We start from the raw sequence: 19,338 nt of genomic DNA on the forward strand, positions 1-19,338 counted from the left end.
GATCCGGGGCTCACGTGCTGGCTGGTTGCGGGTGACAAGGGCTTGATGCGCTCGTTGATCAAGACATGAGTGCATATCGGGAGATCGTCACAGGTATTGGAGCGACGGCTGCGGCCGTCGGTATCGTCTTCGCCGCTGGGCCGCCCGCGACGGCCGAGGGCAAGTGGTGCAATAACTCTGTCTGCATTGAGACCTACGACAACGGCACGTACCTCGGCAGGGTGGAAGTGTCGGTCACCAACACCAACCAGCCCAACAGGATTTCTGCTCGCGTCTGGACCACCAACGGGTGGAGCGCCAATATGAAGACCGAGGACGTCGCCGCGTTCCGGACCTACCGCGACCAGGCATACCCTCAGCGCCACTTCCCTGCGGGCACCAGGCTATGCGCGGAAGGCTTCCGAGGCGGTTCGAGCGTCGGCCTGCCCTGCGTGACGATCAGCGATTGACCCTGCCACGCCACTCGTCGGACAGGCTCTAGTGGCCTTTGTGGCACGTGCGTGGCACGGCCGTGATCAAGGCAAAGGGCCAGTTCGAGGGGATCAAGCCCCTGAACTGGCCCTTAGTCGTGTGCCCCCGGCAGGATTCGAACCTGCGACACCCGCTTTAGGAGAGCGGTGCTCTATCCCCTGAGCTACGAAGGCTGGGATCTGTCGGAGAACGTGTCTGAAATTGGTGCCCGGGTGAGGGGCGGGTGTCAGACGTGCTTCCGGCAGTGTTGCGGTGACATGGCTGACCTGCAGCTGTGCCACCGCCCACAGTGTAGCGGCTGGTGGTGCGGCGGCTGGTGGGTTGGTCATGTTGGGGGCGGGGTGGCAGGTCAGATCGGACCGGCGGGCTTGGGACGGGTGGGGCAGCGGGGGGGCGTTGGCTGCTCCTGGTCCTGGTCCTGGCCTTCTCCGGCCCTTCCCCTTCCCCTTCTACAGCTCCAGCTCCGCTTCCGCTCCTCCCTCCGCATGGTTGCGGAAGGTCAGGCGGGCGCCCAGCAGGCGGGCCTGGCCGGTTGCGATGGTCAGGCCCAGGCCGGTGCCGCCCGTCAGGGAGCCTGTGCGGAAGCGTTGGGGGCCGGAGGTGTGGAGTACGGCGAGCAGGTCGGCCGGGTAGCCGGGGCCGTGGTCGCGGACTCGGATGATCGGGCCGTCGATCTGTATCCGCACCGGAGGGGCGCCGTGGCGCAGGGCGTTGGTGGCCAGGTTGGTCAGGATGCGTTCGACGCGGCGGGGGTCGGTCGTCACGACCGCGTCCGCGACGACCTGGAGTTCGACTTCGTCGAGGCTCGCGATCGCGCGTCGTGCCATGGCGCTCACCTCGCGTTCCTCGGTGTCCACCGCCGCCACCTGGGCGTCCATCCGGGCCACCTCCAGGACGTCTTCGACCAGTCCGCGCAGCTTCTGCACGCTGCCCGCCACCAGCTCCGAGGCCCGGCCGGGCGGCAGCAGGCCGACCGCCGTCGACATGCCCGCGACCGGTGTGCGCAGTTCGTGGGCGATGTCGGCGGTCACCCGGCGTTCGGCCTCCAGGCGGGCGCCGAGTGCGTCCGCCATGGTGTTGACGGAGGCGGCGAGGCGGGCGATCTCGTCGCGGCCCTTCGGGGGGACGCGGGCGTCGAGGTCGCCTTCGGCGATGCTTTCCGCCGTGCGGGCGGCGGCCACGGCCCGGCGGCCCATCCGCAGCCCCAGCAGCAGTCCGGTCAGGGACACCACCACCGTGGCGGCCGCGCTCGTGGCGAGGAGTGTCCGGTCGAGTGAGGCCAGGGACTGTTCCTCGGGGGTGTAGGGGCGGGAGAGTGCGAGGACCTTGCGGTCGGAGACGCGGGTCGCCGCCCAGAGCACCCGGCGTTCGCCGGTGTCCTGCAGATAGGTCACCCGGACGTCGTCGCGTACGGCGCGTGCCACCGGGGCGGGCAGGTCGGGCGGGTCGATCCTGGCCTGGGACCTTCGTCCGACGCCGTTGTCGTCCGCCGCGCTGAGCAACTGTTGGTCCAGGCCGGAGCGGGCGGTGGCCAGCTGGTCGGCGGCGGTGATCCGGTGCACCAGCACGCCGGTCGAACCCGCCACGCACACGGCTGCCGCGGCGACGGCCAGGGCGACCTTCGTTCCCACGTTCAGGGCGGGCGGCCTCATGGGCGCAGCTTGTAGCCGAAGCCGCGGACCGTCTCGATCCGGTCCCGGCCGATCTTGGAGCGCAGGCGCTGCACGTGGACGTCCACCACTCGGGTGTCGCCGGACCAGGCGTAGTCCCAGACCCGCTCCAGGAGCAGGTCCCGGGACAGCACCATCCCCGGCGCGGCGGCGAACTCGCTCAGCAGTCTCAGCTCGGTCGTGGTGAGGGTGAGCGGCTTTCCGTCCCGTTCGACGGTCAGGGACTCCGGGCAGAAGACCAGGTCGCCGAAGCGCAGGCGGGGGTTTTGTGCCGGCTGCTCGGGGGGCGCAGCGTGGCGCAGCAGGGCGCGGATGCGGGCTACCAGGACCGGGCCGTCGAAGGGCTTGGTGACGTAGTCGTCGGCGCCCGCCTCCAGGCCCATCACCACGTCGACGGGGTCGTTGCGGGCCGAGATCAGCAGCACCGGAACGCCCGACTCCTCGCGGATACGGCCGGCCAGGCTCACCCCGTTCAGACCGGGCAGCATGATGTCCAGCACGGCCACGTCCGGATGGCGTTCCCGGAACAGAGCGAGGCCGGTCACCCCGTCGGCCGCGGTGCGTACCGTGTAGCCGCGCTGTTCGAGGGTGAGCCGCGTGGCCTCGCGGATCATCTCGTCGTCCTCGACGAGCAGAACGTCGTGCACTGTGCTCCCTCTCCGGCGGTCCTCCGCGTTGCCGTGCTCAGGCATCCGGTACGTCCAGGTCCGTACTCTCGTAGCCCTCCGCCCAGAACGGCGCCGGCGGATGTACGGGCTTGACGGACGCGTGGCTGTAGAACGCCACGCCCCCGCGCTTGACCAGACCGCTCAGGACGACTTCGACCTCGTAGCTCGGCGTGTCGCCGTCGGGGCAACCGGACAGACAGCTGACGTCGCTCGCCTTGCCGGTGGCCCGTGCGTGGGACTTGCCCCAGTCGCGCCAGGTCAGTTTGTCCAGGGAGACGCGCCCGGTCGCGAAGACCTCCTTCGGGCGCTGCCAGGCCCGCCCGAAGAAGTCCGTCATGTACACCGGACCCGACCAGGGGATCGTGGTGGCCGCCGGACCCTCGACCCGGACTCCGCCGTCCACCCCGCCGCATCCGGTCAGGACGGCGGCCAGCACGATGCACGGCACGAATCGCCGAAGTCCTCGAAGTCGCCGAAGTGGCCGAAGTGGCCGAAGTGGCCGAAGTGGCCGAAGTGGCCGAAGCCGCATCCCCCGCTCCTTCCGCCGGGCCGGTCGTTACAGGTCAGGAGCACCGTGGACGCGTCAAGTGAATGCAACATGTCCGGACAATGAATGTGGTGCGTATGGCGTCAGCTGTAGCTGTTCGGTGACATTTGATCATCCGCACGGCTGTGTCACATTCTCCGGTACCTGTCCGGTCCTTTCAGTGAATCCGGGACCGTACCGGAAGGACCGCACTGTGAAGAGCCTGATCGTCTGTACGTCGGTGTCCCACGGCAACACCCGCAAGGTCGCCGAGGTGATCGGTGAGGTACTGGGGGCGTCCGTGGTGGAGCCAGAGGAGGCCGACCTCACGGGCCATGGCCTGACGGGCCACGATCAGGCCTCCCGCGGCAGCATGATCGCCCGGGAGACCAGGAAGGTCACCGGAATCGCCGCGGCCGAGGCCAGCAGCGGAGCGAACCGGTTCCCGGCGTGCAGGACGTCGACGATCACGTACACGCCCGCTGTGGTGATCAGGAAATTCGTGGCGTTCGACAGCGGAAACAGCAGGAATTTACGCCAGGTCGGCCGTGTCCGATAGGTGAAGCGCGCATTGAGGAAAAAGGACCCGGTCATGCTGAGAAAGAACGCGAGAGCGTGGGCGACGAGATAAGGAAGACGTAGCAGGAACAGCAGATAGAGACCGTAGTACGTGGCCGTGTTGATGACGCCGATCACGGCGAAGGGGAGAAGCTGCCCGCGCATCACGGAACGAGGTCCTTCGACACGGGGTCCATCGACACGACGTCCGTCGACACGAGGTCCCTTGACCGGTCCACATTGGTCGCCTTCACCAAGAAGTGCGGCCGCCGCTTGACCTCGTAGTAGATACGGCCGGTGTACTCGCCGATCACCCCGAGCATGATCATCTGCACCCCGGCCACGCCGGTGACGGCTGTGATGATCGTGACGTAGCCGGGTGTCTGTACGCCGTTGATGAGCGCCGCGCCCACGATCCACGCCGTGTACGCCAGCGCGCACACCAGCAGGGCCATGCCGAGGTGGAGCGCGGCACGCAGTGGGCGGTTGTTGAAGGAGAGCAGTCCGTCGATGCCGTAGTTGAGCAGGCTGCGGAAGCTCCAGGAGCTGTGGCCGGCCTCGCGGGCGGCGTTCTCGTAGTCGAGGGTGGTGCTGGGGAAGCCCACCCACGCGAACAGGCCCTTGGAGAAGCGGTTGTACTCGGTCAGTTCCAGGACCGCGTCGACCACGCGCCGGGACAGCAGCCGGAAGTCGCCGACGCCGTCGACGAGTTCGACGTCCACGAGACGGTTGACGATCCGGTAGTACAGGCGGGCGGTGAGGGTGCGGGTGAGCCGGTCGCCGGTGCGGGTGCGCCGGGCGATGACCTGGTCGTAGCCCTCGTGATGCAGCTCCACCATGCGCCCGATCAGCTCGGGCGGGTGCTGGAGGTCCGCGTCCATGACGATCACGGAGTCTCCCTTGGCGTGGCGCAGGCCGGCGATCAGTGCCGCCTCCTTGCCGAAGTTGCGGCTGAAGGAGAGGTAGCGCACGCGCGGGTCGAGGCCGGACAGGTGCTGGAGGACGTCGAGTGTGCGGTCCCGGCTGCCGTCGTCGACGTAGACGAACTCCATGTCGTGGCCGAGCGGCAGGAGTTCCTCGGCGACCTTCTGGACCTGGTCGTGGAAGCTGCCTATGACGTCTTCCTCGTTGTAGCAGGGGGCGACGATCGAGATGAGCATGGTTTCTCCCTGGCGCGCGGTCAAGGAGCGCCGGCCGTGCGCTCGCGGGGTCGTGGGTGGTTCGGCGGTGCGGTGGCGCGCCGTCGGCGGACGGCGGTGAGGACGCCGAGCAGGATCAGGGCCGAGAGCGAGACGCCCCCGACCACGCTGCCCAGCCGTAGGCCGGGCGGGTGGAAGGTGCAGGTGACGGTCGTCGAGGAGCCGTCGAGGGGTACGGCGATCAGCCCGTAGTAGTCCTGGGCGGGCACGGCGGGGTCGTCTCCCGTGGCGCAGCGCCAGCCGGCGATCCGGGGTGCCGCGACGACGGCGGTGCCCACGCTGCCGGCGGGGAGTTCGGCCGTCAGGCGGCCGTCGGAGACGGTCACCTCGGTGGCGTCGGTGGCCTTGAGCCGGGCGACGGCGGAGTGCAGCCGGGCGGTGTCGAGGCAGCCGACCGCGCCGTCCGGTATGACGCCCGTCCTGTTGGGCGCCAGGTCGATGCGCAGGTGTCCGGAGGCCGCGACGGTGCCGAGCCGCTGCATGGCGGCGATCTTGGTGACCGGGTGGTCGGACCGGAACCGTCCGGTCAGGCCGGGGGCCGAGGAACCGGCGAGGCGTGCGGTGCCGGAGAAGTGCGGCGCCCACAGGTACACCTCGCTGCCGGCCGGGCAGCGGGCCGTGATGGTCGGCTCCCGTCCGGCGGACCCGGGAGCGGGGGCGCCGATGCGCAGGCCCGGCCGCTCGTCTTCGCTGGGGCGCGGTGGCTTCCCGGTGCTGGTGCGCACCGTGATGCGCGGCACCGTGTAGACCCGGGTGCCCAGGAGCAGTTCCTGGTTGCGGTAGGGCGACGACCCGAATGCAGAAACGTTTGTCCGTGCGTTGGCGGCGGTTGGGCGCACGGTGACCAGGGACGGTACGTCCTGCCGGGACACGGTCACCCGGCTGCCGTCCTGCGGGTACCAGTTCTGGTGCGGGTCCGGCGGCGAGTGCACCCGCGCGCCGACGGAGAAGAGCGCGTCGGTGACGGCGTTGTCCAGGCTCTGCAGGTTGCGGCCGCGCGAGGTCCAGCCGTCCCCGAGGGCGGTGAGCATACGGCCGAGCACGTCGGAGGTGAGGCTGCTGTAGTACTGGGCGCCCTGTCCGCCCACCTCCAACGGGTCATTGCCGACGGTCTGTTCGCGGCCGGGGTCGGTGCGGTAGCGGGGCCAGTCGTCGGCCCGCGCGATCGCCTCGGCCTGGCGCTGCTGCCGCGCTCCCCAGGGCGCGTAGTCGTCCATGTGTGACAGCCGCATCCGGTTGGCCACGGCGGCGGTGGCGGCCGACTCGCCGAACTGCGCGCCGAAGAGCAGCACAACGGCGAGCACGGCCGGCATCGAGCGGCGCCCGCCGCCCGCGCGGTGGAGCAGGACCAGCCCGCCCAGCGCTCCCGCCACCGCCGCCAGCAGCACCGGCCAGGTGAAGAAGCGCACCAGCTCGCTCCGGCCGGCGACGGCGACGATCAGGGCGAGCAGCCCGCCCGCCGCGCCCAGCGCGCGCCGGTCGGGCGGCCCGTACGACAGGGCGTGCCAGGCGGCGATCACGAGCAGCGCGCACAGCACGAAGGCCTGGCGGTAGGCACTGCCCTGCGGGGTGGCGAAGGCGTGCCACAGCAGATGCGTCGGACCCCACTGCATCGACAGCGCGACCCCGGCGGCCAGCAGCGTCCATCCCGTGCGCACCCGCCGGGGCACCGACCGGTGGAAGGGCAGGGCGAGGGCGAGCAGCAGCGCCGTCGTGCCCACGTAGACGGCCGGGGAACCGAAGCTGTACGTCGTCGGCAGCAGACGGGCCAGCAGGTCCTCAGGCGCCGCCGGCACGAACTGCCTGACCCGGCCGGGGTAGGCGTGCGTGGTGCCGAAGTACACCACCGTCACCAGCGGCGCGGCCAGGCCGATGCCGAGGGCGACGGTCAGTCCGGCCCGGCCCGCCGCAGCGATCCGCTGCCGACGCGGCGCACCGGAGAGCCACAGCCGGAGCAGCAGCACCAGGCCGGCGGCCAGGGTGGCCATGTACGCCGTGTAGAAGTTGGCGATCCAGGCGAGCGCCACGACCAGCACGCCGAGCACGCGCCGCCGCCCGCTCAGCGTCCACTCGCCGACCAGGCACAGCAGCGGCAGGGCGACCAGGCCGTCCAGCCACATCGGGTTGTACGCGGCGTCCGCCACGGTCCATCCGCACAGCGCGTACGACGAGCCCAGCAGCCCCGCCGCCCACCAGCGGCCGGGGCGCAGGGCGAGCAGCAGCCAGGCCATGGCGGCGCCCGCGGACGCCGTCTTCAGCAGGGTGACGACATACACCGCGAGGTCGATCTCGTCCCGCGGGAACACCGCCACGAGCAGGGCGAACGGGCTGCTGAGGTACGTACCGAGGTCGGGCAGGAAGCTCGCGCCGAACCCGGACTGCCAGTTGACCAGGAGACCGCCGTCGGCCCGCCCGTGCAGCAGGTCCCACAAGTGGGCGTGGAACGGCACGTACTGGTTGCCCAGGTCGTTGAAGTTCCTGGTGTGCGGGCCGAAGGGATAGCTGCGGGCGACGGCGTCGGCGGTGCAGAAGGCGGTGACGGTGAGGAGCGCCGCGAGCAGGGCGGCACGGGTTCTCGGCTCCGCCGGGGCCGTCGATTTCACCCTGTCCCGGCCCGTGGAAACGGCCGTGAGCAGAGCCGAGCCATCCATTTTCGGCAGGCCTCCAGCGAATTAAGAACACATGGTGTCGTTTGTCGATCCGCTTCCGTAGATGGGTGATCTTTGTACTTGGTTGCGCCATTCAGGAAAGTGGTGCGGCGAATTCCGACTCGCGCGGAGGCTTTCTCGAAGGTTGGTTAAATCCGGCTGAACAAAGAGTGACCTTTCACTTTCTTTCCAGTGCCTGAGCCACTGTCTTCGCATACAGCCGCGCGCCCGCGGGGCCGGGGTGGATGCCGTCGCTCGCCAGGAGGTCGTCCTTGCCCTGGACGGCCTTGTCCCAGTCCGCCAGCACGACATTCGGGTGTGCTTCGGCGGCCTGCCGGATGGCGGTGTTCACCCGGTCCTTCCACTCGACGGTGCCGTGCACGGTGACCAGGACGACGGTGCGGTGGGCGCCGGCTTCCCGGATGACCTGTTCCAGTTCTGCCCGGCCGCCGACGCCGTTCGTGCCGAGGCCGACGAGCAGGACCGGCTTCAGGCGCTTCTCCTGGGCGAGCGACTGCACCTCGGTGGGGGCGGCGGCCAGCTGGCGGCTGACCTTGGCGTCGATGGCGATGCCGGGGAAGCGCTGTTCGAGCGCCGGCGCCGCGGCGACCATGACGGAGTCACCGACGGCCGTGATCGAGTCGGCACGCGTGTGGTGTGCGGTTCCGCCGTGGTGCGCGGTTCCGCCCGGCCTCGGCGTGGCGGTGTTCTGGAGGGCGCGTTCGCCCGCGGCTATGTCGTCGGCGGCGCTGTTGCCGTGGCCGACACCGGCCTTGGGGATCCCCCAGGCGGCGACGACGGCGATCAGCGTGGCGACGACCGCCGCCATCGCGCGCGGACGCCACGAGGACCGGCTCCCGGCCCGCCGCCGGCCCCGGCGGCGCAGGGGCTGTTCGACCCAGCGGTAGGAGGCCGCCGCCACGATCACCGACAGGACCGCGGCGACCAGCCCCCTGAGCGGCGAATGGCCCGTCCTGTGCCCGTCCGGCATGGCCAGGGAGATCAGCGGCATGTGCCAGAGATAGATCCCGTAGGACCGGATGCCGATCCAGCGCAGCCATGGGGCGCTCAGCGCCGTGGCGAAGAGGGAGTCGGTCTGCACGGCGGCCAGGACCACGGCTGCGGCGGCACACGCGGCGGCGGCGAAGCCCCACGGGTACAGGCGGGCGGAGTCGGAGTGGATCCCCCCGGCCAGCACCCCGAGAGCCGCCAGTCCCAGTACACCGCCCGCCCCGCGCACGAAGCGGGCCGAACGGCTCTTCCAGGTGCGCGCCGACGGGATCGCGAGCGCGAGCGCGGCGCCGAGCAGGAGGCCGAAGGCGTGCGTGTCGCTGCCGAAGTAGACGCGGGACGCGTCCTCGCCGGGCTGGTGGAGCAGCGCCATCGCGGCGAGGGACGCGACCACCGCCGCCAGGACGACAACCACCCGCGACGCCCGCGTACGGATCGTCCGCAGCAGGCCCAGGACCACCAGGGGCCAGACGATGTAGAACTGCTCCTCCACGCCGAGGGTCCACAGGTGCTGGAAGAGGGGCGGGGGGCCGAAGGAGGCGAAGTAGGAGGCGTTGGTGCTGATCTGCCACCAGTTGTTGGTGAAGGTGAGCGCCGACAGGACGTCGTGCCCGGAGGCGTCGATCCGTTCCGGACGCCAGAGCGCCGCCACGGCGGTCACGGTGGCCAGGAGGACGACCAGCGCGGGGAGCAGCCGTCGGGCCCGCCGTATCCAGAACTGCGCGAGATCGATCCGGCCGGTGCGGTGCCGTTCGGTGCACAGCAGGTCGGTGATCAGATAGCCGCTGAGCACGAAGAACACGTCGACGCCGAGGAAGCCGCCGGGCAGCCAGTCGGGGTTGACGTGATAAATGACGACCAGGACCACGGCCAAGGCCCGGACGCCGTCGAGCCCTGTCAGATAGGAGCGCGGGGCGGGGGCCGGCTCATCGAAGATCGGGCGCGGCATCACGAGCGTCGGGGACTGCCTCACGACCGCTCACCCCCTTCGCTCCGGGCGGGCAGCGGCCGGTCCTCGGTCAGGGCCTTCCATACGGCGTCGGCCTGCGGTTCCTCCGGTACGACCCGGTTGGGATCCTGTGGGGCGGGGGCGACCGGCAGGGTGCGGAAGTCGACCCGGTCGGCGTCCAGGCCGTTGAGGGAGCGGACGAAGGACGTCAGCGAGGTCAGCGAGCCGAGGCCCTTGTCCGTGGTGAGGGCGCTGGTGACGTCGTCGAGCAGCCGGTACAGCCGTACGGGATCCGTCAGCAGGTCGGTGGAGTGCACCTGGTCGACCAGGGCCTTCATGAAGGTCTGCTGGAGCTTGATGCGGCCGAGGTCGCTGCCGTCGCCGATGCCGTGCCGGGTCCGGACCAGTCCCAGGGCCTGCTCACCGTTCAGGAGTTGTGGCCCCTTGGACAGATGGGCGTGGCTGTCGCGGTCGTCGATGTCCTGCGGGACGTCCACCCGGACCCCGCCGAGTGTGTCGATCAGCTTCTTGAAACCGGTGAAGTCGATCTCCAGGACATGGTCGATGCGCAGCCCGGACAGCTTCTCGACCGTGGCGACCGAGCAGGCCATGCCGCCGCGCTCGAAGGCGGTGTTGAACATGACCGACTTCGCGGCCGGAACCCCGCCGGACACCGTGGTGCAGGCCGGCCGGTCGACCAGGGTGTCCCGGGGAATGCTGATCACCGAGGCGTCCCTGCGGCCGTCGGATATGTGTACGACCATGGCGGTGTCGGAGCGGGCGCCGCCTTCGTCCGCGCCGTACGAACGATTGGCTCCCGATCGCGAATCCGAGCCGAGCAGCAGCATGTTCACCGCGCCCTGAACCGTCCGCTCCGGTCGGGCCTTGGCGTCCAGCTGCCCGTCGATGTCCTGCGAGTCGATGTTGCCGTTCAGATCCCGGTACACGAGGGCGGCGGCGACCCCCGACAGGGTCAGAAGGACGGCCGCCGCCACCAGCAGCCGACGCGTCCGGCGACGGGAACCACCTGGGGAGACGAGCCGGCGGGACTCACGGGCCGGAAGACGTGGGTCGGTCATGCGCTACTCCATCGGACAGCCCGCGAGATGCCTCGCGGGGGTGCTGCCGATGTTTGGGGGCGTACATGTCCGGGCCGACTCAGCCGTCCGTCAGCACTTGCTCAACACCTTTGCGGTTGTGTATCGGCTGTGTATCAGTGAGGGCCGGTGCGGGGAGCGGTGGGCATCGGTGGGGGGTGCTGCGTACGTGGCCGGGGCGGGCCGCGAGCATGCCCGTGACGGCTTCCGGGATCAGCAGGGCGATCAGGACCGCCAGTGGTGCGTGCCAGCTGTTGGTGGCGGCGTGGAGCAGGCCCGTCGCCAGGGGGCCCACGCCGGCCAGCAGGTAGCCGAGCGTCTGGGCCATGCCGGAGAGGGCGGCGGCGGTGCGCGGGCCGTTCGTGCGCAGGCCGAGCAGGGTCATGGCCAGGGGGAAGGCGCTGCCGGTCGCCACGCCCAGCAGGCATATCCAGAGCCAGCCGAGGGCGGGGGACAGGAGCAGGCCGGCCAAGGAGATCAGCTTTGCGGTCGCCACCGCCGCCACCAGGAATCGTTGGCTGCGCATACGGGCCGCGGTGACCGGGACGACGAAGCCCAGGGGGATGCCGATGGTCAGCATCACCGACGTCATCAGGCCGGACTCGGCGGCGGTGTAGCCGTTCGCCCGCATGATCTGCGGCAGCCAGGCCACGAGCACGTAGAACATCAGCGACACCAGGCCGAGGAACGCCGACACCCACCAGGCGAGAGCACAGCGAAGCAGGGATCCGTCCGAGGGCCTCGCCATCGGCTTCCGGGTCGGGCTCGGTGTTCTGCGGTGTCTTCCCGCCGCTCCCGGCGTGGCCGGCAGGCCCCATACCGCCGCCGTCAGCACCGCCGGTATCGACCACACCGCCAACGCCGACTGCCATCCCGCCGCATCGGACAGCGGCACCGCCGCTCCGGCGGCCAGTGCGCCGGACGCCGCCATCAACGTCATCGTCAGGCCCGTGAACAGGCCGATCCGGTCGGCGAAGTGGGCCTTGATCACCGCGGGCAGCAGTACGTTGCCGATGGCGATGCCGGCCCCCGAGAGCACCGTTCCGGCGAAGAGTGCCGTCGGTGACGGGACCGCCCGTAAGGCGGCGCCGAGGGCCAGGAGCCAGGCGGCGGCGCATACGGCGGCGTGGGTTCCGTGGCGGTGGGCCAGGTGGGGTGCGAGCCAGGCGAAGGCGCCCAGACACAGCACCGGCAGCGTCGCCAGCACGCTGACCTGGGTGCCGGAGAGGGCGAGTGCCTGTTGCACGTCGCCCATGAGCGGCGGCAGTCCGGTGATCGCCGCGCGGAGATCGATGGCGAGAAGTGTCAGGCCGACGATGAGCCACAGCCTGGTTGTCACGTGGTTCCCCCGTTGTTTCCCCCGTGGACGTGACGGCGGCCCCCTCCTCCGTCCAGGAGAGGGCCGCCGCGCCTACAGGGCGTGTTCCGGTCAGATGCTCACGCTGTGGTTGACCGGACACTTCGCCCTGCCCGCCGTACGGAACGCGACACCGGTGGCCGCACCCGCCGTACCCGCCGTACCCGCCGTACCCGAGACCGGCGTACCGAGCTGCTTGAGGATCTCGTCGGACAGCAGGTCCTGCTTGCCCTTCAGGGCGTCGGCGACCTTGAGGTCGGAGACGAACACCAGCTCCGCGGCGATGTTGTCCTGGACGATCCGCGCCAGGTTGTCCAGCGCCACCCCGATCGGGTCCGACGGCAGCTGGGCCGTGGGGATGTCGATCAGGTGGGTGTCGACCTTCTTCTGGTTCATCATCGGCCTGATGATGATCTCCGCCTGGTTCAGCACGGACGTCGTCCAGATCGACAGCACCACCGTGTACAGATCGGCCCACGCGGCCTCGCCGATCTGCGTCCGCCACTTCCGGCACAGCCGCTGCACACCGGAGATCTGCGCCTCGGCGGCGTACTGCATGTTCACCCGGATCGCCGGGTAGACGCGCGCGGCGAAGACCTGGAACGAGGCGATGTCGAAGGCGCGGGTGCGGATGGCGTCGGCGATGAAGGTGAGCGCCTCGTCGAGGATCTTCGCGCAGGAGTTGTGCAGGGCCTGCGGCAGCTTCGCCGCGGCGAGGTTGTCCTTCGCGGTGGTCAGCGTGTCCGCGAACGCCTGCAACGGCGTCGTCCAGGCGTCGGTGCCGGGGCCGGTCATCGCCACCATGTCGAGGTCGTGGGCGTCGATCCGGTCGGCGTTGGAGACGTTGGGGACCTTGTCGGAGAGGTATTCCGCGACGGTGGAGTAAACGCCCAGGGGTACGTGGGCGATGGACTTCGCCAGCTCGAACTCCTCGGCCACCGGGTGCTCGACGTACCGCTTGCCCTCGTGGACGAGGGTGAAGGTGCCGCCCTTCGCGTCGTTCTGTACGACGATGACGGGGCCGAGGTTCTTGACCAGATCGGCCTTCAGCGCCGCGTAGTTGGTGCGCATCGCCGCGTTCACCGCGCGGATGGAGTCCCGGGCGGCGCTCTGGGCGTTCACCGCCTCGGCGGCGGGGGCGGCGTCGAGGGCCGATACCGCGGTGGTCCGGGCGGCGGCCGAGTGGCCCAGGAACGTCGCGGCGCCTATTCCGCCCGCGCCGCCTATGAATGTCCGGCGTGTTGCCATGGCTTGCTCTCCGTAACGAGTTGGTCGTCAGGTGTTCCCGCCTGGGAAGCGGTCAGGTGTGGGGGGAACTGACCCGCCGGGAGCCGCGAAGGGCCGGGACGCGGGGAGCAATGCGAGGGGGGAGAGGAGGGGGTACTACAAGGAGGGGTACTACAAGGAGGGGTAGTACAAGGGGTGTTACCTCAGCGCACTCAGCGCACCGTGCGAGCGGACGACGACGCCGTACAGGTCGGCGATCGTCGCCAGCGCGCTCTCGTGGATCTGTGTGGCGGACAGCCCGCCGGTGACCGACGGCAGCGGCCGGGTGGCGCAGGCGTCCGCGACCACGGTGGGGCGGTTCCCGCGCAGGAACGCGCCCTCGGCGGTGAACGTCACGCACATGTGGGTCATGAACCCGGCGATGACCAGGTTCTCGTTGCCCGCCTGGTCGACGAGCCTGCCGAGCTCGGTGTTCACGAAGGCGTTGGGGACCTTCTTCACCACGGTCCGCTCACCCCGCACGGGCCTGACCCGGTCGTGGATGCGGCCGATCGGGCGGCGGATGTCGTACGGGGTGCCCTTGCCGCCGTCGTTGACGACGTGGATGACCTTCCCGCCCGCCTCGCGGGTTGCGCTCAGCAGCTCGGCCGCGGCGTCCAGGGCCTGCCGCCAGCCGGTCAGTTCCATCACGCCCTGGGTGTAGGTGTTCTGGTAGTCGACCATGATCAGGGTGGCGGAGGCGAGCGAAGCCGGCTGGTCGGGCAGGCCGTTGAGCCTGCGCAGCGTAGTCGTGGCCGACGTGTCCGCCGCGGCCGACCGGTCCGCCGTGCCCGGCCTGTCCGCGTCCGCCCCGTCCGCCGCCTGTGCCGGGGAGCCGCCCGGACGGGTCGCGCCGAACACCGCGGCGCCGCCGATCACGGCCGCACCGCCGACGACGGCCGCACGGCCGGCCTTCAGGAACCCGCGCCGGGAGCCGCCGCGCTGCTCGTGCTCCGGCCCCTGCTCCGCGGTGCGCTGCTCCTGCCGCCGCTCATGCCCCTGCCCCTGCCCCGACATGTCAGGCCAGCTCCTTCACGGAGGCGACCACGACGCCGTACGCGTCGGCGATGGCCGCCAGGGCGCTGCGGTGCAGTTCGTCGGCGGAGACGTCCACGATCGACCGGGTGGCGCAGGCGTCCGCCGGGACGGTGGGCCGGTTGCCGCGCAGGGCCGCGGACGCCGTCGTGTACGCGATGCACATGTGCGTCATGAATCCGGCGACGATCACGCTCTCGTTCCCGGCCTCGTCCACGAGCCTGCCGAGGTCGGTTCCGTGGAAGGCGTCCGGGGCCTGCTTGACGACCACGGGCTCGCCGTCGGCCGGCGCCACGTCGGGGTGGATCCGGCCGATCTCGGCGCCGATGTCGTAGGGCGAGCCCTCGCCGCCGTCGTGCTGGACGTGGATGACCTTGGCGCCGGCCTCGCGGGCCCGGGTGAGGAGGTCCGACGCCGCCTCCAGGGCGGGCCGCCAGCCGTCGAGTTCCATCGCACCGCGGGTGTAGGTGTTCTGGTAGTCGACGAGGACGAGCGTCGAGGACGCGAGGGCCGCGGGGGTGGTGTCGGCACCGCCGAGTTCGCGCAACGTCTTGCTTGCCACGGGGCTTCTCCAAGGGTCGGGGGCTTGAGGGCCTCAAGGTCCGTGAGGGACTTGAGCGAGTTGTTCAACAGTCTGTTGAACTCGTATGCGACGCTATGGCTCGAACCGGGGGGTCGGCAATGACGTGCTATTTGCAGAAACCGACACCCATGTCCGTGAGGGAAACAGGGGGTACCGGATGGGCGTCGTCAACCGGCTGATCGTGATCGTGCTGTTCGAGGGCGTCGACCTGCTCGACGTCACCGGCCCGCCGGAGGTGTTCTCCCTCGTCCCGCGCGAGACGACGGGGCGGGTCGGCTACGAGGTCGTGCTGGCCGCCGAGACCCTGGAGCCGGTGACCACGGCGGCCGGGGTGCGGATCCTGCCCGACGCCACGTTCCGCGAGGTCGGCGAACGGGCCATCGACACGCTGCTGGTGCCCGGCTCGGTCCAGGTCGAGGGTGAGGGCGCGAGCGAGGCCGACGGTGAGCGCCGTGTCCACCCCATCGTCGAGCCCGGCACGGTGGCCCGGGTGAAGGCGCTGGCCACCCGCTCCCGACGCGTGGCCTCGGTGTGCGTCGGCGCGCACATCCTCGCCGCCGCCGGCCTCCTCGACGGCAAGCGCGCCACCACGCACTGGTCGACCGCGCCGCAACTCGCCGCCGACCACCCGGCGGTGCGGGTCGACCCGGACCCGATCTTCATCCGCGAGGAGGGCGAGGTCTGGACCGGCGCGGGGATCAGCGCCTGCCTGGACCTGTCCCTCGCCCTGGTCGCGGAGGACTTCGGCGAGCAGGTCGCGCTGCGCGTCGCCCGTCAGCTGGTGATGTACCTCAAACGGCCCGGCGGGCAGTCCCAGTTCAGCGTGCCCCTGGAGACGGTGTCCACGACCCGGCGTATCGAGGACCTGCGGCACCACATCCTGAACAACCTCGGCAGCCGCCTGACCGTCCCGGAGCTGGCCGCGTACGCGCATGTCAGCGACCGTCAGCTCACCCGCATCTTCAAGACCGAACTCGGCACGACGCCGCACGCCTACGTCGAGTCGGCCCGGGTCGAACGGGCCGGCAACCTGCTGGCGACCACCGACGACACGCTGGACCGGATCGCCTCCGTCTGCGGCTTCGGCACCGTCGACACCCTGATCCGAGCCTTCCACCGCCGCCTCGCCGCGACACCGAGCGAGTACCGGGCCAGGTTCCGCACCGCCACGGCGCCCCTCAGGACAGCGCCACCCGGGTGAACCGCCCCGCCACCCCCAGGTCCCGCTCCACCCGCCCGGCCGTCTCCACCAGCTCCGGCAGCACGTCCCGTACGCACTCCTCCACCGACCGCCGTGCCGCGTGCATCGCCACGTTCACCGCGGCGACCACCCGTCCCGTACGGTCGCGTACAGGTACCGCGATCGAGCGCAGCCCTTCCTCCAACTCCTCGTCGACCAGGGCGTATCCACTCACCCGGACCTCCTCCAGCACGGCTGCCAGCGCCGAGGGGTCCGTGATCGTACGAGGGGTCAGCGGGCGCAGCTCGCCATGCGTGCCCAACTGCCGTTCTCCGGCGGGGAGATCGGCCAGCAGCACCCGGCCCAGTGAGGTCACGTACGCCGGGAGCCGGGTGCCTACGGTGACGTTGACGCTCATCACGCGGGTGGTGGCGGCGCGGGCGGTGTACTGGATCTCGTCGCCCGACGGCGTCAGCACCGCCAGCGAGGCCGACTCGTGGACCCGGTCGGCCAGTTCGGCGAGGTGCGGGGTCGCGATGCGGTCCAGGGAGGTGCGGGACAGCGGCGGGAAGCCCAGCGACAGGACGCGCGGGGTCAGCGCGAAACCCCGGTTCCCCGACGGGCGTACCAGGCCCAGATGCTCGTACGTGATGAGCGCCCGGCGTGCCGTGGCCCGGGACAGGCCGGTCGCCTGGGCGACGTCCGTCAGTGTCAGTTCGGCCCGTCCCTCGCCGAACGCGGTCAGTACGGTGAGCCCGCGCGCCAGCGACTCGACGAACTCCCGGCCCAGTTCCTGCTTGGAGGCGCCCGTCCAGGTCGCGAGGCCCGCCGGAGCCCGGCCGGGGCGCGGCTGCGGGGCCTCGCGCAGCTCGCGTTCCATGTCCGCCACGGCCGTCCGCAGCCGGGGGAGGAGCGTGTCGCGCAGCTGGGCGGCCGTGTGCCGGCTGGTGTGGCTGACCACGTTCGCGACGCAGGCGACACGGCCGCCCGCCCGGGGATCCCGTACCGGTACGGACACCGCGACCAGCCCCTGCTCGATCAACTGGTCGTCCAGCGCCCAGCCGTCTGCCCGCGCCCGCGCCGCCCGGCGTACGAAGTCCTCGTCGGACGAGGCGTGCCGGCGCGGCGGTACGGCTGGGAAGTCCCGGTCCTCCGGGTCCGCCGCCCGGCGTTCGCGCCAGGTCTGCCACTGGGCTTCGGTCCACTCCGTCGCGAACAGCGGGCCCGGCGCGGTGCGTTCGGCCGGGAGCAGGTCGCCGATGCGGAAGCTGAGGGACATCGCGCGGCGGCGGGTGGCCTGGTGGATGAAGCGGATGCCGTCGCGGTCGCCGACCGCCAGCGACACCGACTCGTCCAGTTCGTCGGCGAGCGCGTCGGCGTGGGCGGCGAGGAGGGAGGGCAGGCCCAGGGCGGCCAGACAGGCGTTGCCGAGTTCCATCACGCGGGGTGCCAGCACCACGTCACGGCCGTCGAGGCGGACGTAGCCCATGCGGGCCAGCGTGGACGCGATCCGGTCCACCGTGGAGCGGGCCAGCCCGGTGGCCCGCTCCAGCGCGCTCGCGCTCAGCGTCCCGCCGGCCTCCGTGAGCCGCCACAGCACCACGACACCACGGATCAACGGCGTCACCGCCTCCGCCGGTACGGCAGGGGCGTCCAGGGTCGTCTTCGCGGGCATCGGCTCTCCGGTACGGCGTTCACAGCAGGCCGAGGGCCTGTCCGGCCCCCACCGTAATCCGCGCCACGCGCCCGCACGGCGACCCTCCGCCCGCCCCGGGCCTCATCGCCTCTGATCCTGACGCCCGCCCCGGGCCCTGCGCACCCCTACTCCCGGGTCACCCGCACCCGATAGCTCCCCGTGATGTCCGCCTCCAGCACCGCGATCCGCACCCCCCGCTTCTCGTCCCGGAACTCCTCACCCGGCACGAACGCCGCGTCGGACAGTTCGGCGTGGACGTTGGGGCTGCGGGTGCAGCCGCCGCTGTCCTGCTTGGCGTCGTGGACCTTCATCGGTCCCATCCCGGTGTCCACGTCCGCGTCGACCTTGTAGACCAGCACACCGGGGCGGCACACGGACTCGTCGTTGCCCTCGCGGGTGCGCAGTTCGACGGCGTACCCGGAGCGGCGGTCCAGCGGTACGAACACCAGCTTCGGGCCGCCCTCGCGGGCCAGCGGCGTCAGGGGGTACTCGTGGCTCCCGGACTCGGTCGCGCACCGCACCTGCTCCGCGTCCAGCCAGCCCAGCTTCCACTTGTGCCAGCCGAGGAGGTCGTTGTTGGCCCCCCAGTCCTCGCTCATGATGTCCCAGTGCCCGACCGTGCTCCCACCCTCGGCGGTGTACAGATCGGGCAGGCCGAAGACATGGCCGTTCTCGTGCGGGAGGACCCGGTAGCCGGTGCGGTGGTAGGAGCCGGAGCCGTCGTCCTGGCGGGAGTAGACGAAGGAGGCGTTCGCGACGGAGACGCCGTCGGCCACCGGGGCCTCGGTGTTGCCCGCGAACGACACCGACAGGACCGTGTCCAGGGCCGACGGCCCGGCGTTCGGCGTCACCAGCACGTTCAGGAAGTCGTACGACTGGAAGTCCACCTTGGGGTCGGCGGCGGCCACGATGTCCTGGACCAGCTGCCGGTACCCGGGGTCGAAGGGCGCGCCGCGCTCTATGCCGTAGGCGTGGAACGACTTCGGCATGCGCAGCCAGCCCGGGATCGGGGTCTTGGGGCGGTAGTCGAGGCGGCCGTAGGAGCTGGTGCGGAACCAGTCCTGGGTCTGCGGGAAGAACTCCGCGAAGCGGTCGAGCGCGCTGCCCTTGCCGGGCGCGTCGGGGAAGTCGACCATCACGGTGAGGGCGTTGACCGTGCCGGTGGAGCGGGAGTAGCCGCGTGCCGTAGGAACGCCCTCCGACATCTGCACCGTGGGCCGGCCGCTGATCATGCAGGGGCCGAGGGGGGAGGAGCGGGTCGGCGCCACCGGGCCCGCTCCGGTCGCCGTCGGGGTGCCCGCCGTGTGGCGTCCGGTGCCTGCCGAGGTGCTGACCGCCAGGGTCAGGGCGGTCACGGAGGCGAGGACCAGCACACGGCGGGGGCGTATCCGGCGGGTCGGCTGCATGCATGGGCCCTTCCGTCC

17 protein-coding genes and 1 tRNA gene are annotated in these 19,338 nt (G+C 71.0%); 2 read left to right on the forward strand and 16 right to left on the reverse strand.

Going from position 1 to position 19,338, the window contains the following annotated elements; all coding sequences use genetic code 11:
* Positions 1 to 65: 65 nt before the first annotated feature.
* Entirely contained in the window at positions 66 to 449 is a 384-nt protein-coding gene (locus ACFWYS_RS29405; RefSeq protein ID WP_384775287.1) for a hypothetical protein, read from the forward strand.
* Positions 450 to 571: 122 nt separating this feature from the next.
* Here ACFWYS_RS29405 and ACFWYS_RS29410 read toward each other — a convergent pair.
* The 14 genes from ACFWYS_RS29410 to ACFWYS_RS29475 form a co-directional block, all read right to left on the reverse strand.
* Positions 572 to 644: transfer RNA gene (locus tag ACFWYS_RS29410), tRNA-Arg, on the reverse strand.
* A gap of 276 nt (positions 645 to 920) precedes the next feature.
* Positions 921 to 2,123, reverse strand: coding sequence for an ATP-binding protein (locus ACFWYS_RS29415; RefSeq protein WP_384775290.1), 1,203 nt, complete (start codon positions 2,121 to 2,123; stop codon positions 921 to 923).
* A complete protein-coding gene (locus tag ACFWYS_RS29420; protein WP_384775368.1) occupies positions 2,120 to 2,755 on the reverse strand; it encodes a response regulator in 636 nt (211 codons plus the stop codon). The genes ACFWYS_RS29415 and ACFWYS_RS29420 overlap by 4 nt, the downstream gene beginning before the upstream one ends.
* Positions 2,756 to 2,825: 70 nt before the next feature.
* Positions 2,826 to 3,257 carry a hypothetical protein gene (locus ACFWYS_RS29425; protein ID WP_384775293.1) on the reverse strand — a complete coding sequence of 144 codons (432 nt, stop codon included), beginning with the start codon at positions 3,255 to 3,257 and terminating at the stop codon, positions 2,826 to 2,828.
* Positions 3,227 to 3,409, reverse strand: a complete 183-nt coding sequence (locus ACFWYS_RS29430) for a hypothetical protein (protein ID WP_384775296.1) — start codon at positions 3,407 to 3,409, stop codon at positions 3,227 to 3,229. Before ACFWYS_RS29430 ends, ACFWYS_RS29425 begins: the two co-directional genes overlap by 31 nt.
* Before the next feature lie 280 nt (positions 3,410 to 3,689).
* Complete coding sequence (locus ACFWYS_RS29435; RefSeq protein ID WP_384775371.1) at positions 3,690 to 4,058, reverse strand: GtrA family protein; 369 nt, start codon at positions 4,056 to 4,058, stop codon at positions 3,690 to 3,692.
* Positions 4,058 to 5,053: a glycosyltransferase family 2 protein gene (locus ACFWYS_RS29440; RefSeq protein WP_384775299.1), complete on the reverse strand. Its 996-nt coding sequence runs from the start codon at positions 5,051 to 5,053 to the stop codon at positions 4,058 to 4,060. The genes ACFWYS_RS29435 and ACFWYS_RS29440 overlap by 1 nt, the downstream gene beginning before the upstream one ends.
* A 20-nt stretch (positions 5,054 to 5,073) precedes the next feature.
* The gene (locus ACFWYS_RS29445; protein ID WP_384775302.1) at positions 5,074 to 7,743 is read right to left on the reverse strand and encodes a YfhO family protein; all 2,670 of its coding nucleotides are present in this window, start codon (positions 7,741 to 7,743) and stop codon (positions 5,074 to 5,076) included.
* A 175-nt stretch (positions 7,744 to 7,918) separates the two neighbouring features.
* A complete protein-coding gene (locus ACFWYS_RS29450) occupies positions 7,919 to 9,724 on the reverse strand; it encodes an acyltransferase family protein (RefSeq protein ID WP_384775305.1) in 1,806 nt (601 codons plus the stop codon).
* Positions 9,721 to 10,779, reverse strand: coding sequence for an LCP family protein (locus ACFWYS_RS29455; protein WP_384775308.1), 1,059 nt, complete (start codon positions 10,777 to 10,779; stop codon positions 9,721 to 9,723). The genes ACFWYS_RS29450 and ACFWYS_RS29455 overlap by 4 nt, the downstream gene beginning before the upstream one ends.
* Before the next feature lie 79 nt (positions 10,780 to 10,858).
* Entirely contained in the window at positions 10,859 to 12,136 is a 1,278-nt protein-coding gene (locus tag ACFWYS_RS29460; protein WP_384775311.1) for a CynX/NimT family MFS transporter, read from the reverse strand.
* Between the two features lie 90 nt (positions 12,137 to 12,226).
* Positions 12,227 to 13,402: a hypothetical protein gene (locus ACFWYS_RS29465; protein WP_384775314.1), complete on the reverse strand. Its 1,176-nt coding sequence runs from the start codon at positions 13,400 to 13,402 to the stop codon at positions 12,227 to 12,229.
* A 177-nt stretch (positions 13,403 to 13,579) separates the two neighbouring features.
* The gene (locus ACFWYS_RS29470) at positions 13,580 to 14,164 is read right to left on the reverse strand and encodes a cysteine hydrolase family protein (RefSeq protein WP_384775374.1); all 585 of its coding nucleotides are present in this window, start codon (positions 14,162 to 14,164) and stop codon (positions 13,580 to 13,582) included.
* A gap of 274 nt (positions 14,165 to 14,438) precedes the next feature.
* The gene (locus ACFWYS_RS29475; RefSeq protein ID WP_384775316.1) at positions 14,439 to 15,017 is read right to left on the reverse strand and encodes a cysteine hydrolase family protein; all 579 of its coding nucleotides are present in this window, start codon (positions 15,015 to 15,017) and stop codon (positions 14,439 to 14,441) included.
* Positions 15,018 to 15,195: 178 nt separating this feature from the next.
* Between ACFWYS_RS29475 and ACFWYS_RS29480 the strand changes: the two genes are divergently transcribed.
* Positions 15,196 to 16,239: a GlxA family transcriptional regulator gene (locus tag ACFWYS_RS29480; RefSeq protein WP_384775319.1), complete on the forward strand. Its 1,044-nt coding sequence runs from the start codon at positions 15,196 to 15,198 to the stop codon at positions 16,237 to 16,239.
* Here ACFWYS_RS29480 and ACFWYS_RS29485 read toward each other — a convergent pair.
* On the reverse strand, positions 16,217 to 17,893 hold the full coding sequence (locus ACFWYS_RS29485; RefSeq protein WP_384775321.1) for an IclR family transcriptional regulator C-terminal domain-containing protein: 1,677 nt from the start codon (positions 17,891 to 17,893) through the stop codon (positions 16,217 to 16,219). The two genes, ACFWYS_RS29480 and ACFWYS_RS29485, sit on opposite strands and share 23 nt — an antisense overlap.
* Positions 17,894 to 18,039: 146 nt before the next feature.
* On the reverse strand, positions 18,040 to 19,320 hold the full coding sequence (locus tag ACFWYS_RS29490; RefSeq protein ID WP_384775324.1) for a M6 family metalloprotease domain-containing protein: 1,281 nt from the start codon (positions 19,318 to 19,320) through the stop codon (positions 18,040 to 18,042).
* Positions 19,321 to 19,338: the final 18 nt, after the last annotated feature.

Origin of the sequence: Streptomyces sp. NPDC059010 (assembly GCF_042740355.1) — a bacterium.
Classification (GTDB): domain Bacteria; phylum Actinomycetota; class Actinomycetes; order Streptomycetales; family Streptomycetaceae; genus Streptomyces.